Here is a 21,050-nt window from a genome sequence, read left to right as displayed (position 1 = left end):
TCACAAGACCTGAAACGGTGACCTGCGAAGTCCGGGGCCAGATTCCATGGTCTGGGAGGTGGAGAGCCATCGGGGCCACTACGCCGTGAAGCTCGGCTACCCAATCGAGGCCACGGCCGACTGGCCCGCTCAACCCTGGACCGCTTGGGCACCCGCGCGCGAGGGGGCAGTGCTGGATCGCCTCGGCTTCGATGACTTCGCGTACGGCGAGTGGGAGCGCGGAACGTGAAACTGCCAGCCGTGGCACGAGGGTTTGGACCTGTACCGACTGTGGGAGGAGCCGTCCCGTGCGGCGGACTCGTCCATCGAACCCCACCCCAGCGTCGCGCTGGGCTGCGTCGAGGCCCTTGCCGAACTCCATACCAAAGGCTGGACTCACGGCGACGTGCAGCCCGCCCATTTCATCATCGGACCGGAGCGAACACATCTCATCGACCTCTCCCTCGCCCGAGGCGGGCACGTACCCGAGAGGTACGACTTCCCGTTCCGCGGCTGCCTCCTCCACTACGAGGCTCCCGAGATCGCGTGCAGCGTGCTCGCGACCGAAGAGGCCGACCCCACGCAGCAGGCCGACATCTACGCCCTGGGGGCATCCCTGTTCATCTCCTCCATCGGGTGGCGCGCAGTGGAGTATCCGGACGACGCGCCGTGCCCCGTCCGGAGAGAAGCGGTGGCGAACGGCAAGCGCCGGCCCGTGAAGGCTCCCGGTCCGCTCGGCGAGCTGAGTAACCGATGCTCAGCCACGCCCCTTCTTATGCCACCTTGATGACAACCTTCCCCGAGGCGTGCCCGTTCTCGACGGTGGCGAGGGCGGCCGGGGCGTCGGCAAGCGGATGGACCGCGGTGATCAAGGGTGCGAGGAGTCCGTCGAGGGCCAGCCGGGCCGACCGCTCCAGGTTCTCGCGGTCGACGCGACGCTCGACGAAACGCCCACCGAGATCGGACACAGACATGTCGCCCACGGCGATGACGTTGCGGGGATCACGGGCCAGCGGAGCGACCGTCCGCAGCGAGGTGCCTCCGGCCAGGTCGACGATCCCGTCGAAGCCGTCCGGAACCAGCTCGCGTGCCGCGGCGGCGACGTCCTCGGCGGTGTAGTCGATGAACCGCACCCCTATGGCCTCGGCGTGCTCGCGTTTGGCGGTACTCCCGGTGCCGATCACACGCAGCTCGCGCCCGATGGCCAGCCGGGCGACGGCGAGGCCGACCCCGCCCCCGACCCCGTTGACCAGGACTGTGGCACCGGCCTGGAGACCGAGCTGGTCGAGCACGTCCACCGCGGTTGTCCCGGCCACTGGCAGCGTTGCCGCCACGGTCGCGGACAGACCCTCCGGTATGCGCGCGGTGTTCGGCGCGGACAGCACCGTCGTCTCGGCGTAGGTGCCGCCACCGGTGAGCGCGAAGCCGAAGACCGCGTCACCCACCTCGAGCCCGTTGACGTCCTCGCCCAGGGCGAGAACGGTTCCTGCTGCCTCCATGCCCAGCACGCGGGGAAACGGACGCCCGCCGTCGAGTCCGTCGACCAGACCCGAGCGCAGAAGGTGGTCGAGGGGATTCACGCCGGCGACGTCGACCTGGATCAGCACCTCACCGCGACCGGGGAGGGGGTCGGGACGATCGAAGAACTCCTGCACCTCGGGTCCGCCATATCTGCCGAAACCCCACGCCTGCCCCATTTTCCGCCGCCTCTCGTATGACCGACCCGGTGATTCCGGGCCTTGTCGCCATCCTCACTTCTGACATTGATGTGAGGGGCAACCGGCTGAGACGCAGATCACAGGATTAGGTCGACTGCGCCACCGGTTCCGGGGCCGTGGAGAGCTCCGCCCGGTGTCGGCTGTTGGCCTTGATCAGCACGTCGAGTGCATTCCGGGTCTCGATCAGGTGCGCGATGTCGGCGTCGATCCGGTCGCGCTCGCGCATCATCGCCGTGAACGTCTCCTCGGCGACACCCAGGTCATCCGGGACGTCCACACACGGCAGCACAGTCGCGATCACCCTGCTGGACATACCTGCGTCGAACAGCTGTCGGATGAGCATCACGCGCTGGACCGCGGCATCGGAATAGTGACGCTGCCCCGAGTCGGAGCGCGAGCTGGTCAGCAGGCCCTGCTCTTCGTAGTACCGCAGTGAGCGCGGACTCACGCCCGTGCGCTTGGACAACTCGCCTATCCGCATCCCTGAGAGCCTACGCCCGCCTGCTCAAGGTTCGGACCGCCAGGCGAGGCGTGGACGCTCGCGGACACCCCCACGGCCGCAGGGTTGTCCACCCGCTCTCACGACTGAGCACACGCGTGGCAAAGGCGTAGCAGTGATCGTGTGGCATGAGCTGGTTGTCGGGCCGCGGCTGCATGTTCAGCCGGATCTCAAAGCTGCGGTCGGGCGCCTGGCACAGCGAGAGCCTGTTCAGCAGCAGCGTGACACGGCTGGCCGCCAAGCGCTGCGGGGCGCGGGGGATCTCGCGGACGAAGCGAGTCAGCAGGGTCCGGTCTTCGGCGAGACGGTTGAGCAGAAGCCGACTTTCGTGGTGCATAGCCCGCAGGGAAGGCGATGCGAGAGACGGTACGTCGTCGAGCCAGGTTGCGGGGCCGTTCACCACTGCCTTCCACCCGTAATCGAGGCGACTGCGCCTTCCATGGCGCAGCGCGCCTGTCCGCGCGGCGCGGGAGGCGTCGACTGCCATGACACACCGTCATGGAGGTGACGCAGCCGCTCAGCCACGAGATCGATCACGGCCGAACCGGACTCCTTCACGGCTTGCTGCGCCTTCTTGCGAGCGGCCGGGTCGCGGTAGTGCCCGAGGTGCATGCCGCACGAAACGACGCCGATGGATACCTGGTACGCCAAGACGAGCAGCAGGCGCATCGCCCGCAGCGATCTGGCCCGCTAAGCGGCCGGGACGTCGGCCATTGCGCGCACCCGATGCTACGCATCCGGTGCAGTGGTGCGCACCGACAGAGGCCGACACCGGCGTCGCGTTGGCCGCCAAGCGAGCGCCGGCGCACGGGCCCCGCTGCGGTTACCGCGACATGTGCACCGCGTTCATCCGGCGGGCATGACGTCGCGGTGCTGCGCCTGACTGACACGGCTCCAAGTGGCCGCGGTCAAGGTGGGTCGGGCTTGCTGGCGCAAATTGCCTGTCCGGAAGTTACTCAACAGTTTCTCATCAGTCCACTCATCGTCGCCTTCTCGCTAGTGGGAATTCATCTCTCCGCTCTTGGCCACCCCTAGTTTGACGTGGCCACAGCAAGATCATGACCGGGTTGGGCTGGACGGGGGAGGGCCGGGATGTTTCGTCGTGCGCGCATGCGCCGGAGGACGGGAAGATCCGTCGCGACGGTCGCGATCGGTGCGGCAATCGGGGTGACGGTCGGCCTGCTGCCGTTCGGTGAGCCCTTGGCGCGGGCTGCGGGGCCGTCCGAGGCGCCGACCGCCCAGCCTGCCGCGGTGGCCGGTGAGAGCGGCGACCCGGCCGTCGCAGCCACGGAGGAGGAGGCGGCCGCCCGGGCCGGACGTCTGGGGCGGAACGTCGAGGTGGTCTCGCTGCGCGGCGAGTCCAGCGAGGTGTACGCCACCCCCAACGGCGATCTGGAAGCCCGTGAGTACCTGCGCCCGGTGCACACCCGTGTCGACGGGCGCTGGCAGGCAATCGACACCGAGCTGGTGCCCGTGACCGAAGGCCCCGGCAAGGGCATGGTCGCGCCGAAGGCGGCCTCGGTGGGGCTGGCGTTCTCCGGCGGCGGGGAAGGGCCGCTCGTCCGGCTGGAGCAGGCGGGGCGAAGCCTTGCACTGTCGTGGCCGGGCGAGGTGCCGGCGCCGGCGCTGAACGGCGACACCGCCACCTACCCCGACATCCTCCCGGACGTCGACCTGCGGCTCGCGGCCCGGCCCGAGGGCTTCACCCAGCTCCTCGTCGTCAAGTCGGCGCAGGCCGCCGGAAGCGAGCAGCTCAAGCAACTGCGACTGCAGCTCGGTACTCAGCTCCTGCTCACCCGGGAGACCTCCGACGGCGGCCTGGAGGCGGTGGACACGGGCGCGGGCGGTGTCGTCTTCGAGGCGCCCCGGCCCGTGATGTGGGACTCCAGCACCGAGAATGTGGGAGAACAGGGCGGTACGGAGACATCGAGGGCGTCCGCCTCGGACGCCTCGACCGTGCGGCCGGCCTCGCTGCCGGTGCAGGGCACCCAGACCGAGCCGAGCGCCGGTGACTCCGGGCACGTCGCCCCGGTCGGCGTCGACGTGGTCTCCGGCGGCGGCGAGCTGGTGCTCACCCCCGACCCTGAGCTGCTCACCGGCGACGGGACGGTCTACCCGGTCTTCATCGACCCGCAGTGGTACACGCCCCGGGCCACCGCCTGGACGATGGCGTCCCGGTACTGGGCGAGTTCGCCGCAGTGGAAGTTCAACGGCGACTCCGACGCGGGCCTCGGCTACTGCGGCTGGAACTACTGCAACCCGTACGACGTGAAGCGCCTCTTCTACCAGTTCCCGACAACCAGGTTCGCGGGCCGCAGCATCCTGTCCGCGGAGTTCGTCGTCCGCGAGACGCACGCCGCCTCCTGCCAGGCGCGAGAGGTGCAGATCTGGCGCACCAAGGGCATCAACTCCTCCACCACCTGGAACAGCCAGAACGCCTCCGGGTTCTGGGCCGACCACCTGCAGACCCGCAGCTTCGCCCACGGCTACGACGGATGCGCCTCGGCCGACGCCGAATTCGACGTGAAGTCCGCGGTGGCCCAGGCGGCGCAGAACAAGTGGTCCAACATCACCTTCGGCCTGCGCGCCACCAGCGAGGACGACCGCTACACGTGGAAGCGGTTCTCCGACGCCGCCTACCTGCGGGTCCAGTACAACCGCCCACCGCCGCGGATCAGCACCGCCAAGCTCACCATGGACCCGGGCGGCCCTTGCGTTCCCAGTTCCTCCGCTGCACGGGTGAGATCACGGGTGACCGTGCGGGCCAGCGTCGTGACCGACCCGGACAACGATCGCATCCAGGTGCAGTTCCGGGCGCTGTGGAACAGTGGCGACGGTTTCAAGCAGCACTGGATCTCGGGAAAGAGCACCGCCAAGGAATCGGGTTCGGACTTCTCGATCCAACTGCCCACGACCGTCCCGGAAAACAAGCTGGTCGGCTGGCAGGCTCGAGCCTGGGACGGCGGCCAGTGGTCTCCGTGGAGCTCGGAGAACGCGCACAGCTGCCACTTCGTCTACGACACATCCCTGCCCATCGGCCCCGCCATCAGCTCCGCGCAGTACCCGCGCTCCGACGACGCGGACCCGAACGACCCCTGGTGGGACGGTGTCGGCCGGTACGGCACCTTCACCGTTGACTCCACCTCCGCCGACGTCACCAAGTACTGGGTCGGCGTCAACGGACAGCACAGCAGCGCCCGTACCCTGGCCACCACGGGCGGCGATGCCAAGTCGCTGAAGATCATGCCGACGAAGACCGGCGTCAACTACGTCACCGCCAAGGCCTTCGACGCCGCCGGCAACGCCTCCGAAACCCGCACCTACTACTTCCGCGTCCGCTCCGGCCAGCCCGACCGGCTGTCCTGGCAGCTGGACGAGGGTGCCGGCGCGACGCAGGTCACAGGTGAGGGCGGCGGGTGGCCCGCCTCCCTCTACGGGGGCCTTCCACCAGGCGGCGAGGGCCTCCAGGGCAACGGTCTGACGCTGGACGGCGTCGACGACTACGCCGCCACCGACTCCCCGGTCCTCAACACGGGCAAGAGCTTCTCGGTGTCGGTGTGGGCGAAGCTGCCCAGCGACCACGACTCCACACCGCAGGTCGCCGTCTCCCAGTCGGGCGTTCACCTCAGCGGGTTCGAGGTTCTCTACTCTCCCGCCCTGGGGGGCTGGGCCTTCCTGCGTCACTCCGAGGACACATCCTCGGGTGCGTCGGTCACCCGGGCGCTCCAGCCCGCCTGTCCGGCAGGCGACACCGCGTGCGTGGACGCCCGCCACAACAGGTGGACCCATCTCGTCGGCGTCTTCGACAACGGCGGCAAGGCGATGAAGCTGTACGTGGACGGCAAGCTTGTCGCGACCAGCGCCTTCACCGGTCCCTGGGACGCACGGGGCCGCACCATCCTGGGCGCCGCCACCCACCACGGCGTCATGGACGACCACTTCCGCGGCTCCCTGGACGAGCTGCAGCTGTTCGACTACCAGCTCACCGACAGCCAGGTGACTTGGCTGCACAGTAGGCAGCCGGTGGACTCCAACCGTCCCGCGAAACTGATGTTCCCGCTCGACGAGGACTCCAACGCCGTGACGTTGACCGGTCGCGCCCAGCAGGTCGCCGCCCAGCTCAAGGGCGGAGCGGTCAGCGGCGCCGCCGGAGTGGACGGGCGCGCCCTCCAGTTCGACGGTGTCGACGATTACGCCACCACCGGCCGCCCAATCATGGACACGTACCAGAGTTTCGCGGTCTCGGCCTGGGTGAAGCTTCCCAAGACCAAGACGGGGGCGATGACAGCCGTCGCCCAGAGCAGTTCCGTCAACCCGGGCTTCGAGCTGTACCACTCAACGGCGCTGGGCGGCTGGGTGTTCATGCGGGAACAGAGCAACACGAGCGGCTCCACCGTGGTCCGTGCCACCCAGACCGCGTGCCCGGCCGACACCAACTGCTCAGCCGCGCGGCACGGCGAGTGGAACCACGTCGTCGGGGTCTATGACATCGACACCGAACAGATGCGGCTGTACGTCAACGCCAAGCTGGAGGCCACCGCGGCCTTCACCACCCCCTGGCTGGCCACCGGCGAGGTCACCCTGGGCGGCACCAGCAAGGGGGGCACCCTGGGCAGCGTCCTCAAGGGCGAGATGGACGCGGTCCGGCTGTACGACCGGGCCGTCTCCGCCGACGAGGTGCGCCAGCTGTTCAAGCAGCACCCCGTGGTCAAGAGCCGCTGGAAGTTCGAGACGGCGTCCACCTCGACGACCCCGGTCACCCCGGACGCCGGCCCTGCCGGTGCAGGCATGAGTCTGCACAACGGCGCAAAGCTCGGGGACGCCTGGGCGGTGGACGGCAGCCTCGTCCTCGACGGCGTCAACGACTACGCCGCAACCGCCGCCGCCGGCACAGTGCCGGTCGATACCAGCGCCAGCTTCACCGTCAGCGCCTTCGCCCGGACGGCGGGTATCCCGACTGGGGAGGTGGCCCTGCTCAGTGCACCCGGCACCAACAAGGACGCCCTCTCGGTGCGCTACGTGCCTCCCACGACGCCCGGGGCGGACGGGGGACGCTGGCGGATCACCACCAGCGACGCAGACAGTTCCGACGCCGAATCAACACAGGTGCAAAACGGGCGATTCTACTCGCCCGAGGAGGCGACCCACCTGGCGCTCGTCTACGACGGCTTCGCCCGCGAGCTGCGGCTGTACGTCAACGGTGAGCTGGAAACCGTTGGCTGCCAGGACACCGACGACGACGGCACGCCCGACAACCCCGACTGCGCCGACGACGTTTCGGATGCCGAGAACGTCGTGACGTTCAAGGCCGTCCAGTCGCTTCAACTCGGCCGCGACCGGGGCGGGGCTTACTTCCCCGGTTCCCTTTCGGACGTCTGGGCCTTCCAGGGAGCCCTGGAAGAGGCGCAGATCCAGTTCCTCGAGACGTACCAGGCAGGGCAGGAGACCGCTGTCCCGGGCAACGGCTGACCCGCCCCCGTCCTGTTCGCTCATCATCCGTATCCGCACCTGTGCTTTGCCCCGACCGCCCCGCACCACGAAGGACGAGGATGAACGGTAGTCCGCGGACGCGAGTCCGTGCCCTGCGCCGCCGAGTCGCCCTGGCTTCGGCCACGGTCATGATCGGCACCCTGCTCCAGGCCGTGGCCCAGCCCGCGTCCGTCGCGGCCGACCGCGGCGCCGGCCGGCCCGACCTGCCCGCGTCGGAGAAGCCGGTCGCCGTCTCTCCGGTCAAGACCGTCCCGCGCACGGTGACGAAGGGGCCGCGGACTCCCGTGACGCCGCCGCGTGCCGCGTGGCCGAAGCCGGGCGCGGCGACCGTCGATCCGCCGGCGGGCTCCTCGGCCGTGGTCCGGGCGAAAGGGCTGCCGCTGTCCGTGGGCGGCAAGCAGGCGCCCGAGCGAGTGCGAGCCCGTGTGCTCGACCGCGCGGCCGCCGACCGGGCGGGCGCGGACGGTCCGCTGTTCACCCTGGAGGCGGCCGGGACGGCCACCGCCGTGAAGAAAAAGTCCACGGTTCGTGCGCGTCTCGACTACTCCTCCTTCGCCGGTGCGTTCGGCGGCGGCTACGCGGACCGGCTGCGACTGGTCGAGTTGCCGGCGTGTGCGCTGGCCACGCCGAAGAAGGCCCCCTGCCGCGACGCGAAACCCGTCGAGGCGGTCAATGACGCCGAGACGCAGACGCTCACGGCGCCGAAGGTCGCCCTCAAGTCCTCCGGCGCCACCGTCCTCGCGGCCGTCGCCGACGACGCGAGCATGGGCGGCGACTACAAGGCCACCCCGCTGTCGGCGTCCGCGCAGTGGAGCACCAGCCTGAACACCGGCGACTTCTCCTGGTCGTACGCGATGAACACGCCCGACGTACCGGGCGGGCTGCGGCCGAGCGTCGGGATGTCGTACTCCTCGGGGTCGATCGACGGCCGCTCCGGCAACAGCAACAACCAGGGCTCCTGGGTGGGCGACGGCTTCGACCTGTGGCCGGGGTCCATCGAGCGGCGCTACAAGTCCTGCTCCGACGACGGGGTGGAGCACGCCAACGGCGGCAAGCCGGGCGACCTGTGCTGGGCCTACGACAACGCGTTCATCTCCTTCAACGGCAAGGGCGGCGAACTGGTGCCGACGGGCACCGACACCTTCCGGCTGCGCCAGGACGACGGAACAAAGATCCAGCGCTACTACGGCACTTCGACCACCGCACGGGGCAACGGCGCCCGCAACGACGAGTACTGGAAGGTCACCACTCCCGACGGAGTCGTCTACTACTTCGGGTACAACCGGCTGCCCGGCTGGGCGGACGGCAAGGAGACCACCGACTCGACCTGGACCGCCCCGGTCTTCGGCGACGACGCGAACGAGCCCTGCCACGCCGCCGCATTTGCGGACTCCTGGTGCCAGCAGGGCTGGCGCTGGAACCTGGACTACGTCGTCGACCCGCACGGCAACGCGATCGCGTACTACTACGACAAGGAGTGGAACTCCTACGGCCGCAATCTCGACGAGAACCTCAACACGCGCTACGTGCGCGGTGGTTCGCTCGACCGGATCGAGTACGGGCTGCGCTCCTCGACCATGTACTCGGCGCAGGCCCTGGCGAAGGTCGACTTCACCAGCAGCGAGCGCTGCCTGCCGAACGCGAGCACGACCTGCACAGACATCGGCGCCGACGCCTTCTACTGGTACGACACCCCGTGGGACCTGAACTGCGAGTCGGGCGCGGTCTGTGACGAGGGCCGGCTCGCCCCGGTGTTCTTCACCCGCAAACGCCTCACCTCCGTCGCGACGCAGGTGCTGAAGTCCGGCGCCTACGCGAACGTCGACTCCTGGAAGCTCGTCCACCGCTGGGGCATGGCGGACACCGACTACCAACTGCTGCTGGACTCCGTGCAGCGCACCGGCCACACCGCCACCACGCCGATCACCCTGCCGAAGACCACGTTCGGCTACGCCCAGCTCGCCAACCGGCTCGACCGCACCGGCGACGGCTTCGCCCCGTTCGTCAAGGAGCGCCTGGCCACGGTCGCCGACGAGGCGGGCGGCCAGATCGACGTCGGCTACTCGGCGCCGGCGTGCGACGCGAGCGCCCTGCCCACCCCGCAGACCAACACCACCCGCTGCTTCCCGCAGTACATAGGCGGCAGCGCCACCGACGATCCGGACCTGCACTGGTTCAACAAGTACGTCACCTCCACCGTCACCCTCACCGACCGCACCGGCGGCGCCCCCGACCAGGTGACCATGTACGACTACCTGGACGGTGCGGCCTGGCACTACGACGACGATGACGGGCTGACCAAGGAGAAGGAGAAGACCTGGTCGCAGTGGCGAGGTTACGGGCACGTCCGGGTCAGGACCGGCGGTCAGGGAGGCGCGGCGGCCATGAAGTCGCAGGCCGACACCTACTTCCTGCGCGGCATGCACGGCGACCGCCTCGCACCCAGCGGCGGCACCAAGTCCGTCAGCGTCTCCCTCGGCACGGGCGAGGGCGACCCGATCACCGACCACGAGTCGGCGGCCGGGTTCGCGTACAAGTCCGTGCAGTACTCCGGCCCGGGCGGTCGGGTGCTGGGCAAGACTGTGAACCGGCCCTGGCACCACGAGACCGCGAAGAAGGTTCGCTCCTGGGGCACGGTGACCGCCAACTTCACCGGGACGGCCGAGACCCGCACCTGGACCTCGCTGGATGACGGCGCGGGCACGCGGTGGCGCACCACCACGACGGCCAACTCCTTCGACACCGTCGCCGGCCGCATCACCCAGACCGACGACCGCGGCGACGACGCCACCACCGCCGACGACAAGTGCACCCGCACCTTCTACCCGGCCTCCGGCGTCATTCTCGGCCTGCCCTCGAGAGCGGAGACGGTCGCCAAGAACTGTGCCACCACGCCCGACCGCACCAAGGACGTCATCTCCGACCTGCGCACCGCCTACGACGGCTTGGCCTACAACGCCACGCCGACCAAGGGCGATGCCACGGCCACCGCTGTGCTCACGTCTCACAACGGCACCACGGCCACGTACACGGAGAGCGGCGCCACCTACGACACGTACGGCCGCAAGCTGACCACCACGGACCTCACCGGCACGGTCACCGTCGCCTCCGGCACCCTGACCCGCACCGCGCGAACCGACGGCCGTACCACCACGACCGCCTACACGCAGGCCACCGGCTTCCCCGACTCGGTGAAGGTCACCACGCCTCCGGTGACGCCCGATGACAGCACCACCTCGCAGTCCACCACGGTGACCAACGACCCGGCGCGCGGCGTGCCGCTGACCGAGACCGACACCAACGGCAAGATCACCAACTTCGCCTACGACGCGCTCGGCCGCAAGACGAAAGTCTGGCTCGCCGACCGCTACACGAGCGACACCCCGACCTACCAGTACACCTACAAGGTAACCGACGGCGCTCCGATCGCCGTCGGCACGAAGATCATCGGCAACAACGGCGCGCAGATCACCTCGTACGTCCTCTACGACGGCTTCCTGCGACCCCGCCAGACCCAGGACTCCGGCCCCGACGGCGGACGTCTGCTCAGCGACACGTTCTACGACGAACGCGGCCTGACGGCCAAGGAGTTCCCGCCCTACTACGCCACCGCCGCGCCCTCCACGACCCTGGTCACGCCGCAGGACGCGCTCGGCGTGGAGACCCAGAACCGATACTCCTACGACGGTCTCGGCCGGCAGACGGAGCACCGGCAGATCTTCGGCAACGGCGACGGCGGCCAGATCCTGAACACCACCCGCACGATCCACGGCGGCGACCGCACCACGGTCATCCCACCGGTCGGCGGCACCGCCGTCACCACCCTGGCCGACGCCCGAGGCCACACCACCGAACTGCGCCAGCACCACCAGCGCGCCGCCGAAGCCTCGTACGACACCACCAAGTACGGCTTCGACGCCGCCGGAAACGTGTCCAAGGTGACCGACCCGGCGGGCAACGAATGGTCCTACGACTACGACCTGCTCGGCCGGATGAAGCTGTCCAAGGACCCCGACAAGGGCACCGTCACGTTCGACTACGACGACCGCGGCCAGCTGAAGTCCACGACGGACGCCCGCAACACCCTCGCGTACGTCTACGACGGTCTGGGCCGCAAGACCGAGCTGCGTTCCGGCTCCGCGACCGGCCCGCTGCGCGCGAAGTGGACCTACGACACCATCACCGGCGCCAAGGGCCACCTCGCCGAGTCCACCCGCTACGGCGACGACGGCCTGGCCTACACCTCCAAGGTCGTCGCCTACGACCGGCTCTACCGGCCGACGCGCACCTCGGTGACCATCCCGTCGTCCACGGCCAACACAGGCTTGGCCGGCACCTACCTGTCGATCACCACCTACAAGGAGTCCGGCCTGGTCAGCGCCGTGGGCCTGCCCAAGGCCGGCGCCCTGCCCGCGACGTCGGTGGCCTACGGATACGAGGACGACACGCTGCGGCCCGTCGCACTGGACGGCTCAGCCGGGCTCAAGGCGACCACGTCGTACAGCCTGACCGGCAAGCCGCTGCAGTACGAGCTGTCCAACGCGGGCGGCCGGAAGGCGTGGGTCACCAACGAGTATGAGCCGGGCACCCAGCGTCTTTCGTACACCCGCGTCGACCGCGAGGGCGTCGCAGGCATCGACCAGGCGTCCAGGTTCCGTTACGACGAGGCGGGCAACGTCCTGTCCGTCTCGGACACCTCCCGCTCGGGCACGGACGCCCAGTGCTTCACCTACGACTACCTGCGCCGGCTGAAGGAGGCGTGGACCCAGAACACCACGACCTGCGCGGCAACGCCCACCGCGTCGGTGCTCGGTGGCCCAGCCCCGTACTGGACCTCCTACGGCTACGACAAGATCGGCAACCGCAGCACGGAGGTCCAGCACGACACCACCGGTGACACCACGAAGGACGTCACCAGCGAGTACGCCTACCCGACGCCGGGGGCGACCGCGGTCCGCCCGCACGGTCTGAAGACCGTCACCCGCAGCGGGCCCGGCGTCACCTCCGGCGACTCCTACACCTACGACGCCACCGGCAACACCGACACCCGCACGCTGGGCGACGGCACGACCCAGGACCTCGACTGGGACGCCGAGGGACGGCTGACCAAGGTCACCGAGCCGGTGGAGGGCGGCTCGCCCAAGGTCACGGAGTACGTGTACGACTCCGAGGGCAACCGCCTGATCGCCCGGACCCCGACCGAGACGACCCTCTACCTCGGCGGCACGGAGATCACGGTCGCCAAGGGCAGCACCACGCCGAAGGGCACCCGGTACATCGACCTCGGCGGCGGGCACACGGCCGTCCAGACCGACAACGGCAAGGTCTCCTTCACCACCGCCGACCACCACGGCACGGCGCTGCTCGCCATCGACGCGGCGACGCAGACGCTGAGCCAGCGTCGCACACTGCCCTTCGGCGGCCTCCGTGGCGAGAAGCCGGCCAACTGGCCCGGTACCAAGGGCTTCGTCGGCGGCACCACGGACGCCTCCACGGGCCTGACCCACGTGGGCGCCCGCGAGTACGACACGTCCACGGGCCGCTTTCTCTCGGTCGACCCGATCATGGACCTGACTGACCCGCAGCAGATCAACGGCTACGCCTACAGCAACAACAACCCGCTCACCTTCTCCGACCCGTCGGGCCTCTTCTGCGACGGCTGCGGCGCCGGCGGCGACAGCACGGTCTGGACTCCGGGCAACGGCCCGGGATGCACCACCTACAACTGCTACGACCACGACGGACAGGTCGCCTACCCCGTCAGCCCCGGAGGCGGAGGGGGAGGAAGCGGTGCACCAGCGGCTTCGCCCTCGGTGACGGTCAACGTCACCCAGAAGAACGATGGCGTTCACATCGAGAACGTCCGGGTCCCGGCGGCGAACGAACTGGCCGCCATGTATCCGCAGTACGACGAGAGCCAGCGCTTGGAGGTGTGGGCCGAGAGCAAGTGCGACGCGGTGGACGACAGTACGAAGGCGTTCTGCGGCGCGGCTGAGGCGCTCGGCATCATCAACCACGACCTCAACGTCTTCGGACAGATCATCCTGGCCATCGTCGCCCCCGACATCGACGCCTGGAAGAGCTGCCTGAACGGCGACAGCGTCAAAGCGTGCGGCTGGGCGGCCCTGGACGTGCCGTTGGCTCGGCCACTCAAGGGTGTCAAGGTCGTTGCAGGAGCACTGGAGAAAGGTCTTCAGTGGGGCAAGCGGTGCAGCAGTTTCGTTCCCGGAACCGAAGTTCTGATGGCGGACGGCACGACCAAGCCCATCGAGGACGTCGAAATCGGCGACAAGGTCCTGGCGACGGACCCGGAGACGGGGAAGACCCAGGTCAAAACGGTCACCGCCGAAATCAGCAGCGAGGGACCGAAGATCCTGGTGACGGTCGCCCTCACTGTTGACGGCGAACAGGTCAGGGTCACCGCGACCGACCGGCACCCGTTCTGGATCCCCGGCATCGACACATGGGTCGACGCGATCGACCTGTCCGTCGGACAGCAACTGCGCACCACCACGGGCAAAACCGTCCGGATCACCGAGCTCACCCGCTGGAAGCAACCGGCGAAGGTGCACAACCTGACCGTCGCCGATCTCCACACGTACTATGTGCTGGCGGGCGAGACTCCGGTCCTGGTGCACAATTCCGGTCCGAATTGTGGAGTTCCCGCTGGCGGCAGGAATGGAGACCGTCTCGGCGGCGAGGATTTCCATGGAAGTGACTACAGTCTCGACGAGATGGTTGAGTTCGTGAACGGGCACACGGGTGGGGGGAACCCGGCAATGGGGCGTCCGTCCGCCACGGAAGTTGAGACGACGCTTCGGCAGGCTGGGCCACGCCAGTTGGACGGGCAGAACTCGTCGAGGTTTGACCACAATGGTGTCCGCGTAATTATCAACTGGGATATGCCGTGGAAGTCCACGTCGTATTACCCTGGCAGGTGAATGGATGAATGCAAGCGAACGAGGCGAATGGCTCGGATGCTTCCTGACGGATGTGGACATCCGTCGGCTGGAGGGCGTCTCAGTTCCAGTCGCCCCGGAGCGGGCCCTAGGGCTGGTTGAGCTGCTGGAGAGCTGGCGCAATCACGTTCTCAGGATTGAGGCGGAGATTGGGCTACCCGATTCCGACAGGACGGTGTGGGGCGTCTATGACTTGATTGCCGCCCTCGCACTCAGGAGCTTCGTCTCTCTCGGCATGAAAAAGACTGACTCGGATTTCCTTGGGGGATTCAGGCGGGCGCTCGATGATGTCGACTCCAGATTTATTCAGTTCACTGAAATTGATGAATCTGGAATTGTTCGTCGTCTCGATGGCGATGAGCGATCGAATGGCGAATGGTGGTGGAATCGAGTTCCCCGGATTGGCCCGATCCGTCGAGAGGTCGAGCGAATCAAATCGTCATCGTGACCCGATTGCGGCTGTTGAAATAGAGGGAATTCGATGGCAGCCCTAGAATTTCATCAGTAAGCCTGAAGCCCCACCGGATTACTTTCCGGTGGGGCTTCAGGGGTGTTTGACGGCAACGCTGACGGCAACGTCAGCGGACGCGGGCTGCGGCGGGTGGGTCGTTGGGGTCGTCGTCGGTAAGGCCGAGTGCGTCGCCCAGGGTGTCGATGCCTGGCGTTGGAGGCGGAGGCGTACGTGGGCGTAGACGCCGGCGGTGACGCCGATGTGGGCGTGGCCGAGGAGTTCCTTGATCACGACGAGGTCCACGCCTTGTTCCAGGAGCAGGGTGGCGGTCGAGTGCCGGAGGCCATGAAAGCGGATGCGGCGGAGCCCGGCCCGGCCGAGGAAGCTGCGGAAGCGGCGTGTGAGGTTGGCTGGGTCGAGAGGCCGTCCGGTTGGTGTAGTGAAGACGAGGCCGCTGTCTCTCCAGGCTGGTCCTGCAATTTCGCGTTCCTCGTCCTGCCGTCCCTTGTGCTCCTTGAGGGAGTGGAGGCATTCGGCGGGGAGGGCGATGCGGCGCTCGGACGCCCGGGTCTTGGTGGGCAAGTGGGTGAGGCCGCCGGTGCGGGTGCGCTGAAGTGAGCGCCGGATGCTGGCCGTTCCGGTGGTGAGGTCGAGGTCTTCCCGGTGGAGGCCGAGGAGTTCGCCCTTGCGGAGTCCGGTGCGTAGCGCGAGTTCGTACAGCGCGTGGAGCCGATCGGTGCGGGCTGCGTCGAGGAACTGGCGGGCCTCCGCTGCGGTGAGGGGCCGGAATCGCCGGGGACGGGGCGCGGTGGTCTTGACGTTCCGGGCGACGTGCGGGGCAGCTCGTCTTCGCGGACCGCGTGTTCCAGCGCCGACTTGAGCACCGAGTGCACGTAGGTCACGGTCAAAGCGGACAACTGCTTCTGGCAGTCCGCATCACCTGCCAATGCTGTGCCCAGGGACTGGACACCGAACGGGAGAGGTGCTGCGCCATCGGCCAGTGCTGCCTGGACAGTCTGAGGGGGATGCTCAGGCAAGCACCTCAAGAAGACCCGCGCTGTCGCCGAGCTGCTCGGCGTCTCGCAATGTACGGTCGAGCTCTACGTCAAGGACCAGATCCGTCGGCCGCGCCCGGACCTTGCCGGGAGGGATCAGGATCGACAAGGAGGTGCCGACGCATACTCCCGCCAGGCATTGACATCCACGGCGGACATCAACGGCGATGGATAATCACGGTCGGGTATGGCATCGCCAACTCCGAGCGACATGGATTTTTCAGGGCCAGCGATCGAACTGCTGAAGCGGGTGTCGCAGGTTCGAATCCTGCCGGGGGCACCAGCGCAATGGCCCCGGGCCGATCATGGTCCGGGGCCTTTTGACGGCACCATCGACAGCAGTCGCCTGCAGGCAGCCGGCCGCCGTCGTTTCAGCAACCGGTCCATGTGGCTGATGGCGTATGCCCCAGGTTGGGGCCGTACGTCGCCGCAGATCAGAAAATGCCTAACGCGCGAGGCAGGCAAGTGATCTTAATTGCCTGAACGTATCCCTCGTGCGCGATCTTCCCGACAATGACGAGTGGATCGCCGCCCGCCGCCGGGAGATCGGTGACCGCGTCCGCCGGGAGCTCTCAGCTAGGGTCCGTCTTCACACGGATCTTGCCCAGAGCGTGAGCGACGCGAGACTGACCGCTGCCTCGTATGAGGTGGCGGTCTTGTCGTATCTGGTCGCGATGCCGCGGAAGCCCTTGAGCCGGTTGAAGCAGCGTTCGACGAGGTTGCGCCGACGGTAGGTCTCCCGGTCGAACCCTGGCGGTCGGCCGCCGCGGTTCCCGCGCTGCAGCCGGTGCCGCCGCTGGTCGGCTTCTTCGGGGATGGTGTGGGCGATGCCGCGTCGCCGCAGGTAGGTGCGGAAGCCGCGGGAGCTGTAGGCCTTGTCCGCGATGACCTGGTCGGGTCGGCAGCGGGGCCGGCCGAGGCCGCTGCGGGGAACGCGGATACGTTCGAGCAGGACGCGTGCGCAGGTGCTGTCGTGGCGCCGGCCCGGCGTGACGAGGAGGGCCAGGGGACGGCCTTTACCGTCGCAGGCGAGATGGACCTTCGGTGGTCAGTCCGCCCCGGGATCGGCCGAGGGCGTGATCGTCCGGTTCGTCCTGCCGGTGTCTCCCCCTTTTCGGCCGGTGGCGGCGGCGTGCTGGTGGGCGCGGACGATGGTGGAGTCGATCTGGACCAGCCAGTCGATGTCCCCGGCGGCGTCGGCCTGGGCCTGGATGTGCTGCAGGGCCCGGGTGAACACGCCGTCGATCGCGTAGCGGCGGAAGCGGGTGTAGACCGTCTGCCAGGGCCCGTAGCGTTCCGGCAGGTCACGCCACGAGATGCCGGTGCGGATCTTGTAGACCATCCCGTTGATGACCTGCCGGTGCTCCACGCGGGGCCGTCCCGTCGCGGCCCCGCCTTATCGGTGAGTTCATGACGACGTACCACCCCACCATGATCCACCACATGATCATCTTTGAAGACGGACCCTAGTCCGCTGCACACGTCGGCCCAGGCGGACGTGGAGAAATTGTCAATACCTATGGAGCAAGCGTTCTATAGACTCCCCGGATGGCCAGCGATCTTCTCCGTCTCACCGTCCTGGGGTGTGCGACGCCCTATGCGAGCGTGGACAACCCGTGCTCCGGCTACCTGGTTTCCGGCGGCGGCACTCGGGTCTGGGTGGATGCAGGCAGCGGGACGCTGGCGCAGCTGCAGGGGTATGTCCGGCTCGATGAGCTGGACGCTATCTGGATCTCGCACCTGCACGCCGATCACAGCGCGGACCTGCTCACCGCCTACTACGCTGTGCTCTTCGCGGACATACGACTTGCTGCGCCCATTCCCCTGTACGGGCCGCCAGGCATCGCTGACCGGCTGGCCCACTTCCTCACCAACACCTCGACGCGCAGCCCGGTCGAGTCTGCCTTCGCCGTCCATGAGCTGGAAGACGGGCATCAGGCGCGGGTCGGCGCACTCACCATGACCAGCCGGGCAGTGGCGCACGGCATCCCGGCCTTCGCGGTGCGCATCGAGGCCGAGGGCCGATCGCTGGTCTACTCCGGGGACACAGCACCGTGCGCGAACCTTACGCGGCTGGCCAAGGGATGCGATGTGCTGCTGTGCGAGGCTGAGAGTGACCTGGCGCCGGCCCAGGGCGAGCAGGTGCACCACACGCCCGAAGACACCGGCGACACGGCCAGCGCGGCCCGGGCGGGCCGGTTGATCGTCACCCACGTTGGCCGTTTCCTCACCCCGCAACAGGCGGTGGCACGCGCCTCGGCCCGGTTCGACGGTCCCGTCGACTATGCCGCACCCGGTGCCACCTTCTCAGTCGGTTAGGCCCGCAATTGCCTGGGGCCGTTCGACAAGACGGCCACGGTCGAAGCGAGCTCCAGCGCGGACGAGGGCGACGAGGTGGGGTGCGTTCACGGCCCGCCACCGCTGCCGAGCGGACTCGATGAGTCTGAAGACCATGGCCAGCGCGGCCACGCGGGAGCCGGCCCCGCGTGTGACCTTCGTGCGCAGGCGGACGGTGGAAAAGGCGGACTCGATGGGGTCCGTGGTCCGAGGGTAAGTCCAGTGCTCAGCGGGGAAGTCGAAGAACGCCAGCGGCTGCTCCTTGTCGTCGGTGATCTTCTTGACGGCCTTGGCGAACTTCGCGCCGTAGAGCTGGGCGAGTGTCTTGATCGCCGCCTCGGCAGTCGCGGTCCTCGGCGTTGTAGATGCCCTGAATGGCCTTCCTCGCGCCCGGCTGAGCGGACTTCGGCATGGAGTCGAGCACATTGGCGGTTTCGTGACCCCAGCACCTTTGCTCGCGAGTGGCGGGGAACACTTCGGCGAGGGCCTTCCAGAAGCCCAGGGCTCCATCGCCGATGGCCAGGACCGGGGCGCGCATGCCCCGGCGGGAACAGTCGCGCAGCAGGTCGGCCCAGGACCCGCCCGATTCGCGGTAGCCGTCCTTGAGTGCGACGAGTTCTTTCTGCCGTCCGCGCACGCCGACGAGCACGAGCACGCATGCTTTGGCTTCCTCCAGGCGGACGTGAGGTGGAGGCCGTCGGCCCACACGTAGACGTAGTCGGCTTCCGAAATGGCGCGGTCCGTGAACGCGGCGTGGTCGGCCTGCCACTGCTGGGGCAGCCGGGTGACCGTCGCGGGCGAGAGCCCGGCCGCCGAGCCGAGAAACTGCTCCAGCGCTGGGACGAAGTCTGCCGGAGGACAGGCCGTGCAGGTAGAGCAGTGGCAGAACCTCGCTGATCTTTGGCGACTTGCGGCACCACGGCGGCAGGATCGCGGAGGAGACCCGCTTGCGCTCGCCCGTCTGCTCATCGACGCACTTGTCGTTCACCCGCGGGGTCTTCACCTCGACCACGCCGGCCGCGGTGGTGACCTTCCTGGGCCGCTGGTAGCCGTTGCGGACCACGAAACGGCGTCCGTGTTCGTCGCACTCGTCTGCCAAGCCGGCTACATGAGCACTGACTTCGGCCTCCAGCGCGGCGGCGAGCATCCGCCTCGCACCTTCGCGGACAATCTCGTCGATCAAGGAGGAGCCGTTGGCGGTAGCGCCGTCGTCGTTCACCACGCTGAGCACAGGCGTGCCTTCCCGACCGCGCGGCTACGCGGGCCTACCCGATGCCAGCCGATCGATCACTCGGAAGGAACGTCCTCCCGCGCCGATCCACGGGATCTGACCATTGCTCGCGGACTGCCATCGAACTCCTACTTCGCTGGCAGTCCGCTCCGGTGACACAACAGCCGATTGTGGTGGCGGGGCCGGGCGCCTTGACCTGGTCCGTACGCGGTTGCTTAGCAAGGGACGGCGGCGAGCGGATCGCGTGTCCCCGCGCCGTGAGGCTGGTCGTACACAGCCTTCTGCCGACCCTGCTCAGTTAGCTACCGGCAGCAGCCCCTAGAAGGCTCATGAAGATCTTGGGTTCTGGCCCTGCCGCGTCAGCGGCAGGGCCAGACTCGTCATGTGGCGATGGGTGAGTGGGTCGGCGAGACCGTCGGGCCGGACGTGTGGGAGACGTGTCGGGCACTGATTCCGGCCGGGAGTGTGTTCGCGTTCCTGGCCGAGCATCGTGGCGAGCTGTTCCCGGCTGAGATGTTCGCGGACATGTACCCGTCGGGGAACGGGCGGCCGAGCATGCCGCCGCAGATCCTGGCCGCCGCGATCACCTTGCAGGCCCTGCACGGGCTGTCGGACTTCGAGACGGTCCAGGAACTGCGGTGCGACCTGCGGTGGAAGGCCGCCTGCGGGCTGGGACTTCACGACATGGCGTTCGATCCGTCGCTGCTGGCCTACTTCCGCCGCCGGCTGGCCCGTTCCGCCCGCCCGAACCGGATCTTCGAGGCCGTGCGCGAGGTCGTGAAGGCCACCGGTGTCCTCAAGGGCAAGCACCGCCGGGCGCTGGACTCCACGGTGCTGGACGATGCGGTCGCCACCCAGGACACCGTCACCCAGATCATCGCCGCCGTGCGCGCGGTGATCCGCGAGGTCCCCGGCGCCGACACGGTCGCCGCTGCCCGGTGCAGCGCGCACGACTACACCGACCCGGGCAAACCGAAGATTGCCTGGAACGACGGGCAGGCCCGCGCCGAGTTGGTCGACGCGCTGGTCACAGATGCGCTGCGGCTGCTGGGTCATCTGCCCGACCAGCAACTCGGCGAGAAGGCCGCGAACGCGGTGGGCATCCTGGCCCTGGTCGCCGGCCAGGACGTCGAGCCCGCCGAGGACTCCGACGGCCGCGACGGACGCTGGCGCATCACCCGGGGCACCGCCCCCCAGCCGGATGGTCTCCACCGTCGATCCAGAAGCCCGGCACGTGCACAAGACCCGCAGTCACCAGCAGGACGGCTTCAAGGCCCACCTGGCCATCGAGCCCGAGACCGGCTTATACACCGCCGTCGCCCTGCGCCCCG

7 protein-coding genes and 6 pseudogenes are annotated in these 21,050 nt (G+C 68.4%); 7 read left to right on the top strand and 6 right to left on the bottom strand.

The window, feature by feature from the left end; translation table 11 throughout:
* Nucleotides 1–46: 46 nt before the first annotated feature.
* Nucleotides 47–750: pseudogene (locus ABZY13_RS30305) on the top strand (protein kinase); the annotation flags it as partial.
* A 2-nt stretch (nucleotides 751–752) separates the two neighbouring features.
* Here the strand turns inward: ABZY13_RS30305 and ABZY13_RS30300 are convergent.
* From ABZY13_RS30300 to ABZY13_RS30290, 3 genes are all read right to left on the bottom strand, one after another.
* Nucleotides 753–1,676: an NADP-dependent oxidoreductase gene (locus ABZY13_RS30300; RefSeq protein WP_356636384.1), complete on the bottom strand. Its 924-nt coding sequence runs from the start codon at nucleotides 1,674–1,676 to the stop codon at nucleotides 753–755.
* 106 nt (nucleotides 1,677–1,782) lie between these two features.
* Nucleotides 1,783–2,178: a MerR family transcriptional regulator gene (locus ABZY13_RS30295; protein ID WP_356636382.1), complete on the bottom strand. Its 396-nt coding sequence runs from the start codon at nucleotides 2,176–2,178 to the stop codon at nucleotides 1,783–1,785.
* A 414-nt stretch (nucleotides 2,179–2,592) separates the two neighbouring features.
* The gene (locus ABZY13_RS30290; protein WP_356636380.1) at nucleotides 2,593–2,865 is read right to left on the bottom strand and encodes a hypothetical protein; all 273 of its coding nucleotides are present in this window, start codon (nucleotides 2,863–2,865) and stop codon (nucleotides 2,593–2,595) included.
* 582 nt (nucleotides 2,866–3,447) lie between these two features.
* Here ABZY13_RS30290 and ABZY13_RS30285 point away from each other — a divergent pair.
* The 3 genes from ABZY13_RS30285 (at nucleotide 3,448) to ABZY13_RS30275 (ending at nucleotide 15,093) form a co-directional block, all read left to right on the top strand.
* Nucleotides 3,448–7,665, top strand: a complete 4,218-nt coding sequence (locus ABZY13_RS30285) for a LamG-like jellyroll fold domain-containing protein (protein ID WP_356636378.1) — start codon at nucleotides 3,448–3,450, stop codon at nucleotides 7,663–7,665.
* 80 nt (nucleotides 7,666–7,745) lie between these two features.
* Nucleotides 7,746–14,627, top strand: a complete 6,882-nt coding sequence (locus ABZY13_RS30280) for a polymorphic toxin-type HINT domain-containing protein (protein ID WP_356636376.1) — start codon at nucleotides 7,746–7,748, stop codon at nucleotides 14,625–14,627.
* A gap of 4 nt (nucleotides 14,628–14,631) precedes the next feature.
* Nucleotides 14,632–15,093 carry a hypothetical protein gene (locus ABZY13_RS30275; protein ID WP_356636374.1) on the top strand — a complete coding sequence of 154 codons (462 nt, stop codon included), beginning with the start codon at nucleotides 14,632–14,634 and terminating at the stop codon, nucleotides 15,091–15,093.
* Between the two features lie 130 nt (nucleotides 15,094–15,223).
* Here the strand turns inward: ABZY13_RS30275 and ABZY13_RS30270 are convergent.
* Nucleotides 15,224–16,019: pseudogene (locus tag ABZY13_RS30270) on the bottom strand (site-specific integrase); the annotation flags it as partial.
* Between the two features lie 112 nt (nucleotides 16,020–16,131).
* Here ABZY13_RS30270 and ABZY13_RS30265 point away from each other — a divergent pair.
* Nucleotides 16,132–16,245 (top strand): annotated as a pseudogene (locus ABZY13_RS30265) (XRE family transcriptional regulator); the annotation flags it as partial.
* A gap of 495 nt (nucleotides 16,246–16,740) precedes the next feature.
* Here the strand turns inward: ABZY13_RS30265 and ABZY13_RS30260 are convergent.
* A pseudogene (locus ABZY13_RS30260) lies at nucleotides 16,741–17,591 on the bottom strand (IS5 family transposase).
* Nucleotides 17,592–17,699: 108 nt separating this feature from the next.
* Here ABZY13_RS30260 and ABZY13_RS30255 point away from each other — a divergent pair.
* Nucleotides 17,700–18,470 carry an MBL fold metallo-hydrolase gene (locus ABZY13_RS30255; RefSeq protein WP_356636372.1) on the top strand — a complete coding sequence of 257 codons (771 nt, stop codon included), beginning with the start codon at nucleotides 17,700–17,702 and terminating at the stop codon, nucleotides 18,468–18,470.
* Here ABZY13_RS30255 and ABZY13_RS30250 read toward each other — a convergent pair.
* A pseudogene (locus tag ABZY13_RS30250) lies at nucleotides 18,459–19,719 on the bottom strand (IS256 family transposase). The gene ABZY13_RS30255 and the pseudogene ABZY13_RS30250 overlap by 12 nt on opposite strands.
* Nucleotides 19,720–20,109: 390 nt before the next feature.
* On the opposite strand from ABZY13_RS30250, the pseudogene ABZY13_RS30245 reads away from it, so the two are divergent.
* Nucleotides 20,110–21,050 (top strand): annotated as a pseudogene (locus ABZY13_RS30245) (transposase); the annotation flags it as partial.

It is taken from the genome of Streptomyces sp. NPDC006610 (assembly GCF_040611575.1).
Taxonomy (GTDB): Bacteria; Actinomycetota; Actinomycetes; order Streptomycetales; family Streptomycetaceae; genus Streptomyces.
The sequence above is the reverse complement of the archived record's forward strand: the minus strand, read 5'-3'. Positions and strand labels throughout refer to the sequence as shown.

Coding starts and splice junctions, on each gene's coding strand:
- ABZY13_RS30255 (WP_356636372.1), top strand. CDS start 17,700: ATGGCCAGCGATCTTCTCCGTCTCACCGTCCTGGGGTGTGCGACGCCC.
- ABZY13_RS30300 (WP_356636384.1), bottom strand. CDS start 1,676: ATGGGGCAGGCGTGGGGTTTCGGCAGATATGGCGGACCCGAGGTGCAG.
- ABZY13_RS30275 (WP_356636374.1), top strand. CDS start 14,632: ATGAATGCAAGCGAACGAGGCGAATGGCTCGGATGCTTCCTGACGGAT.
- ABZY13_RS30290 (WP_356636380.1), bottom strand. CDS start 2,865: ATGCGCCTGCTGCTCGTCTTGGCGTACCAGGTATCCATCGGCGTCGTT.
- ABZY13_RS30295 (WP_356636382.1), bottom strand. CDS start 2,178: ATGCGGATAGGCGAGTTGTCCAAGCGCACGGGCGTGAGTCCGCGCTCA.
- ABZY13_RS30280 (WP_356636376.1), top strand. CDS start 7,746: ATGAACGGTAGTCCGCGGACGCGAGTCCGTGCCCTGCGCCGCCGAGTC.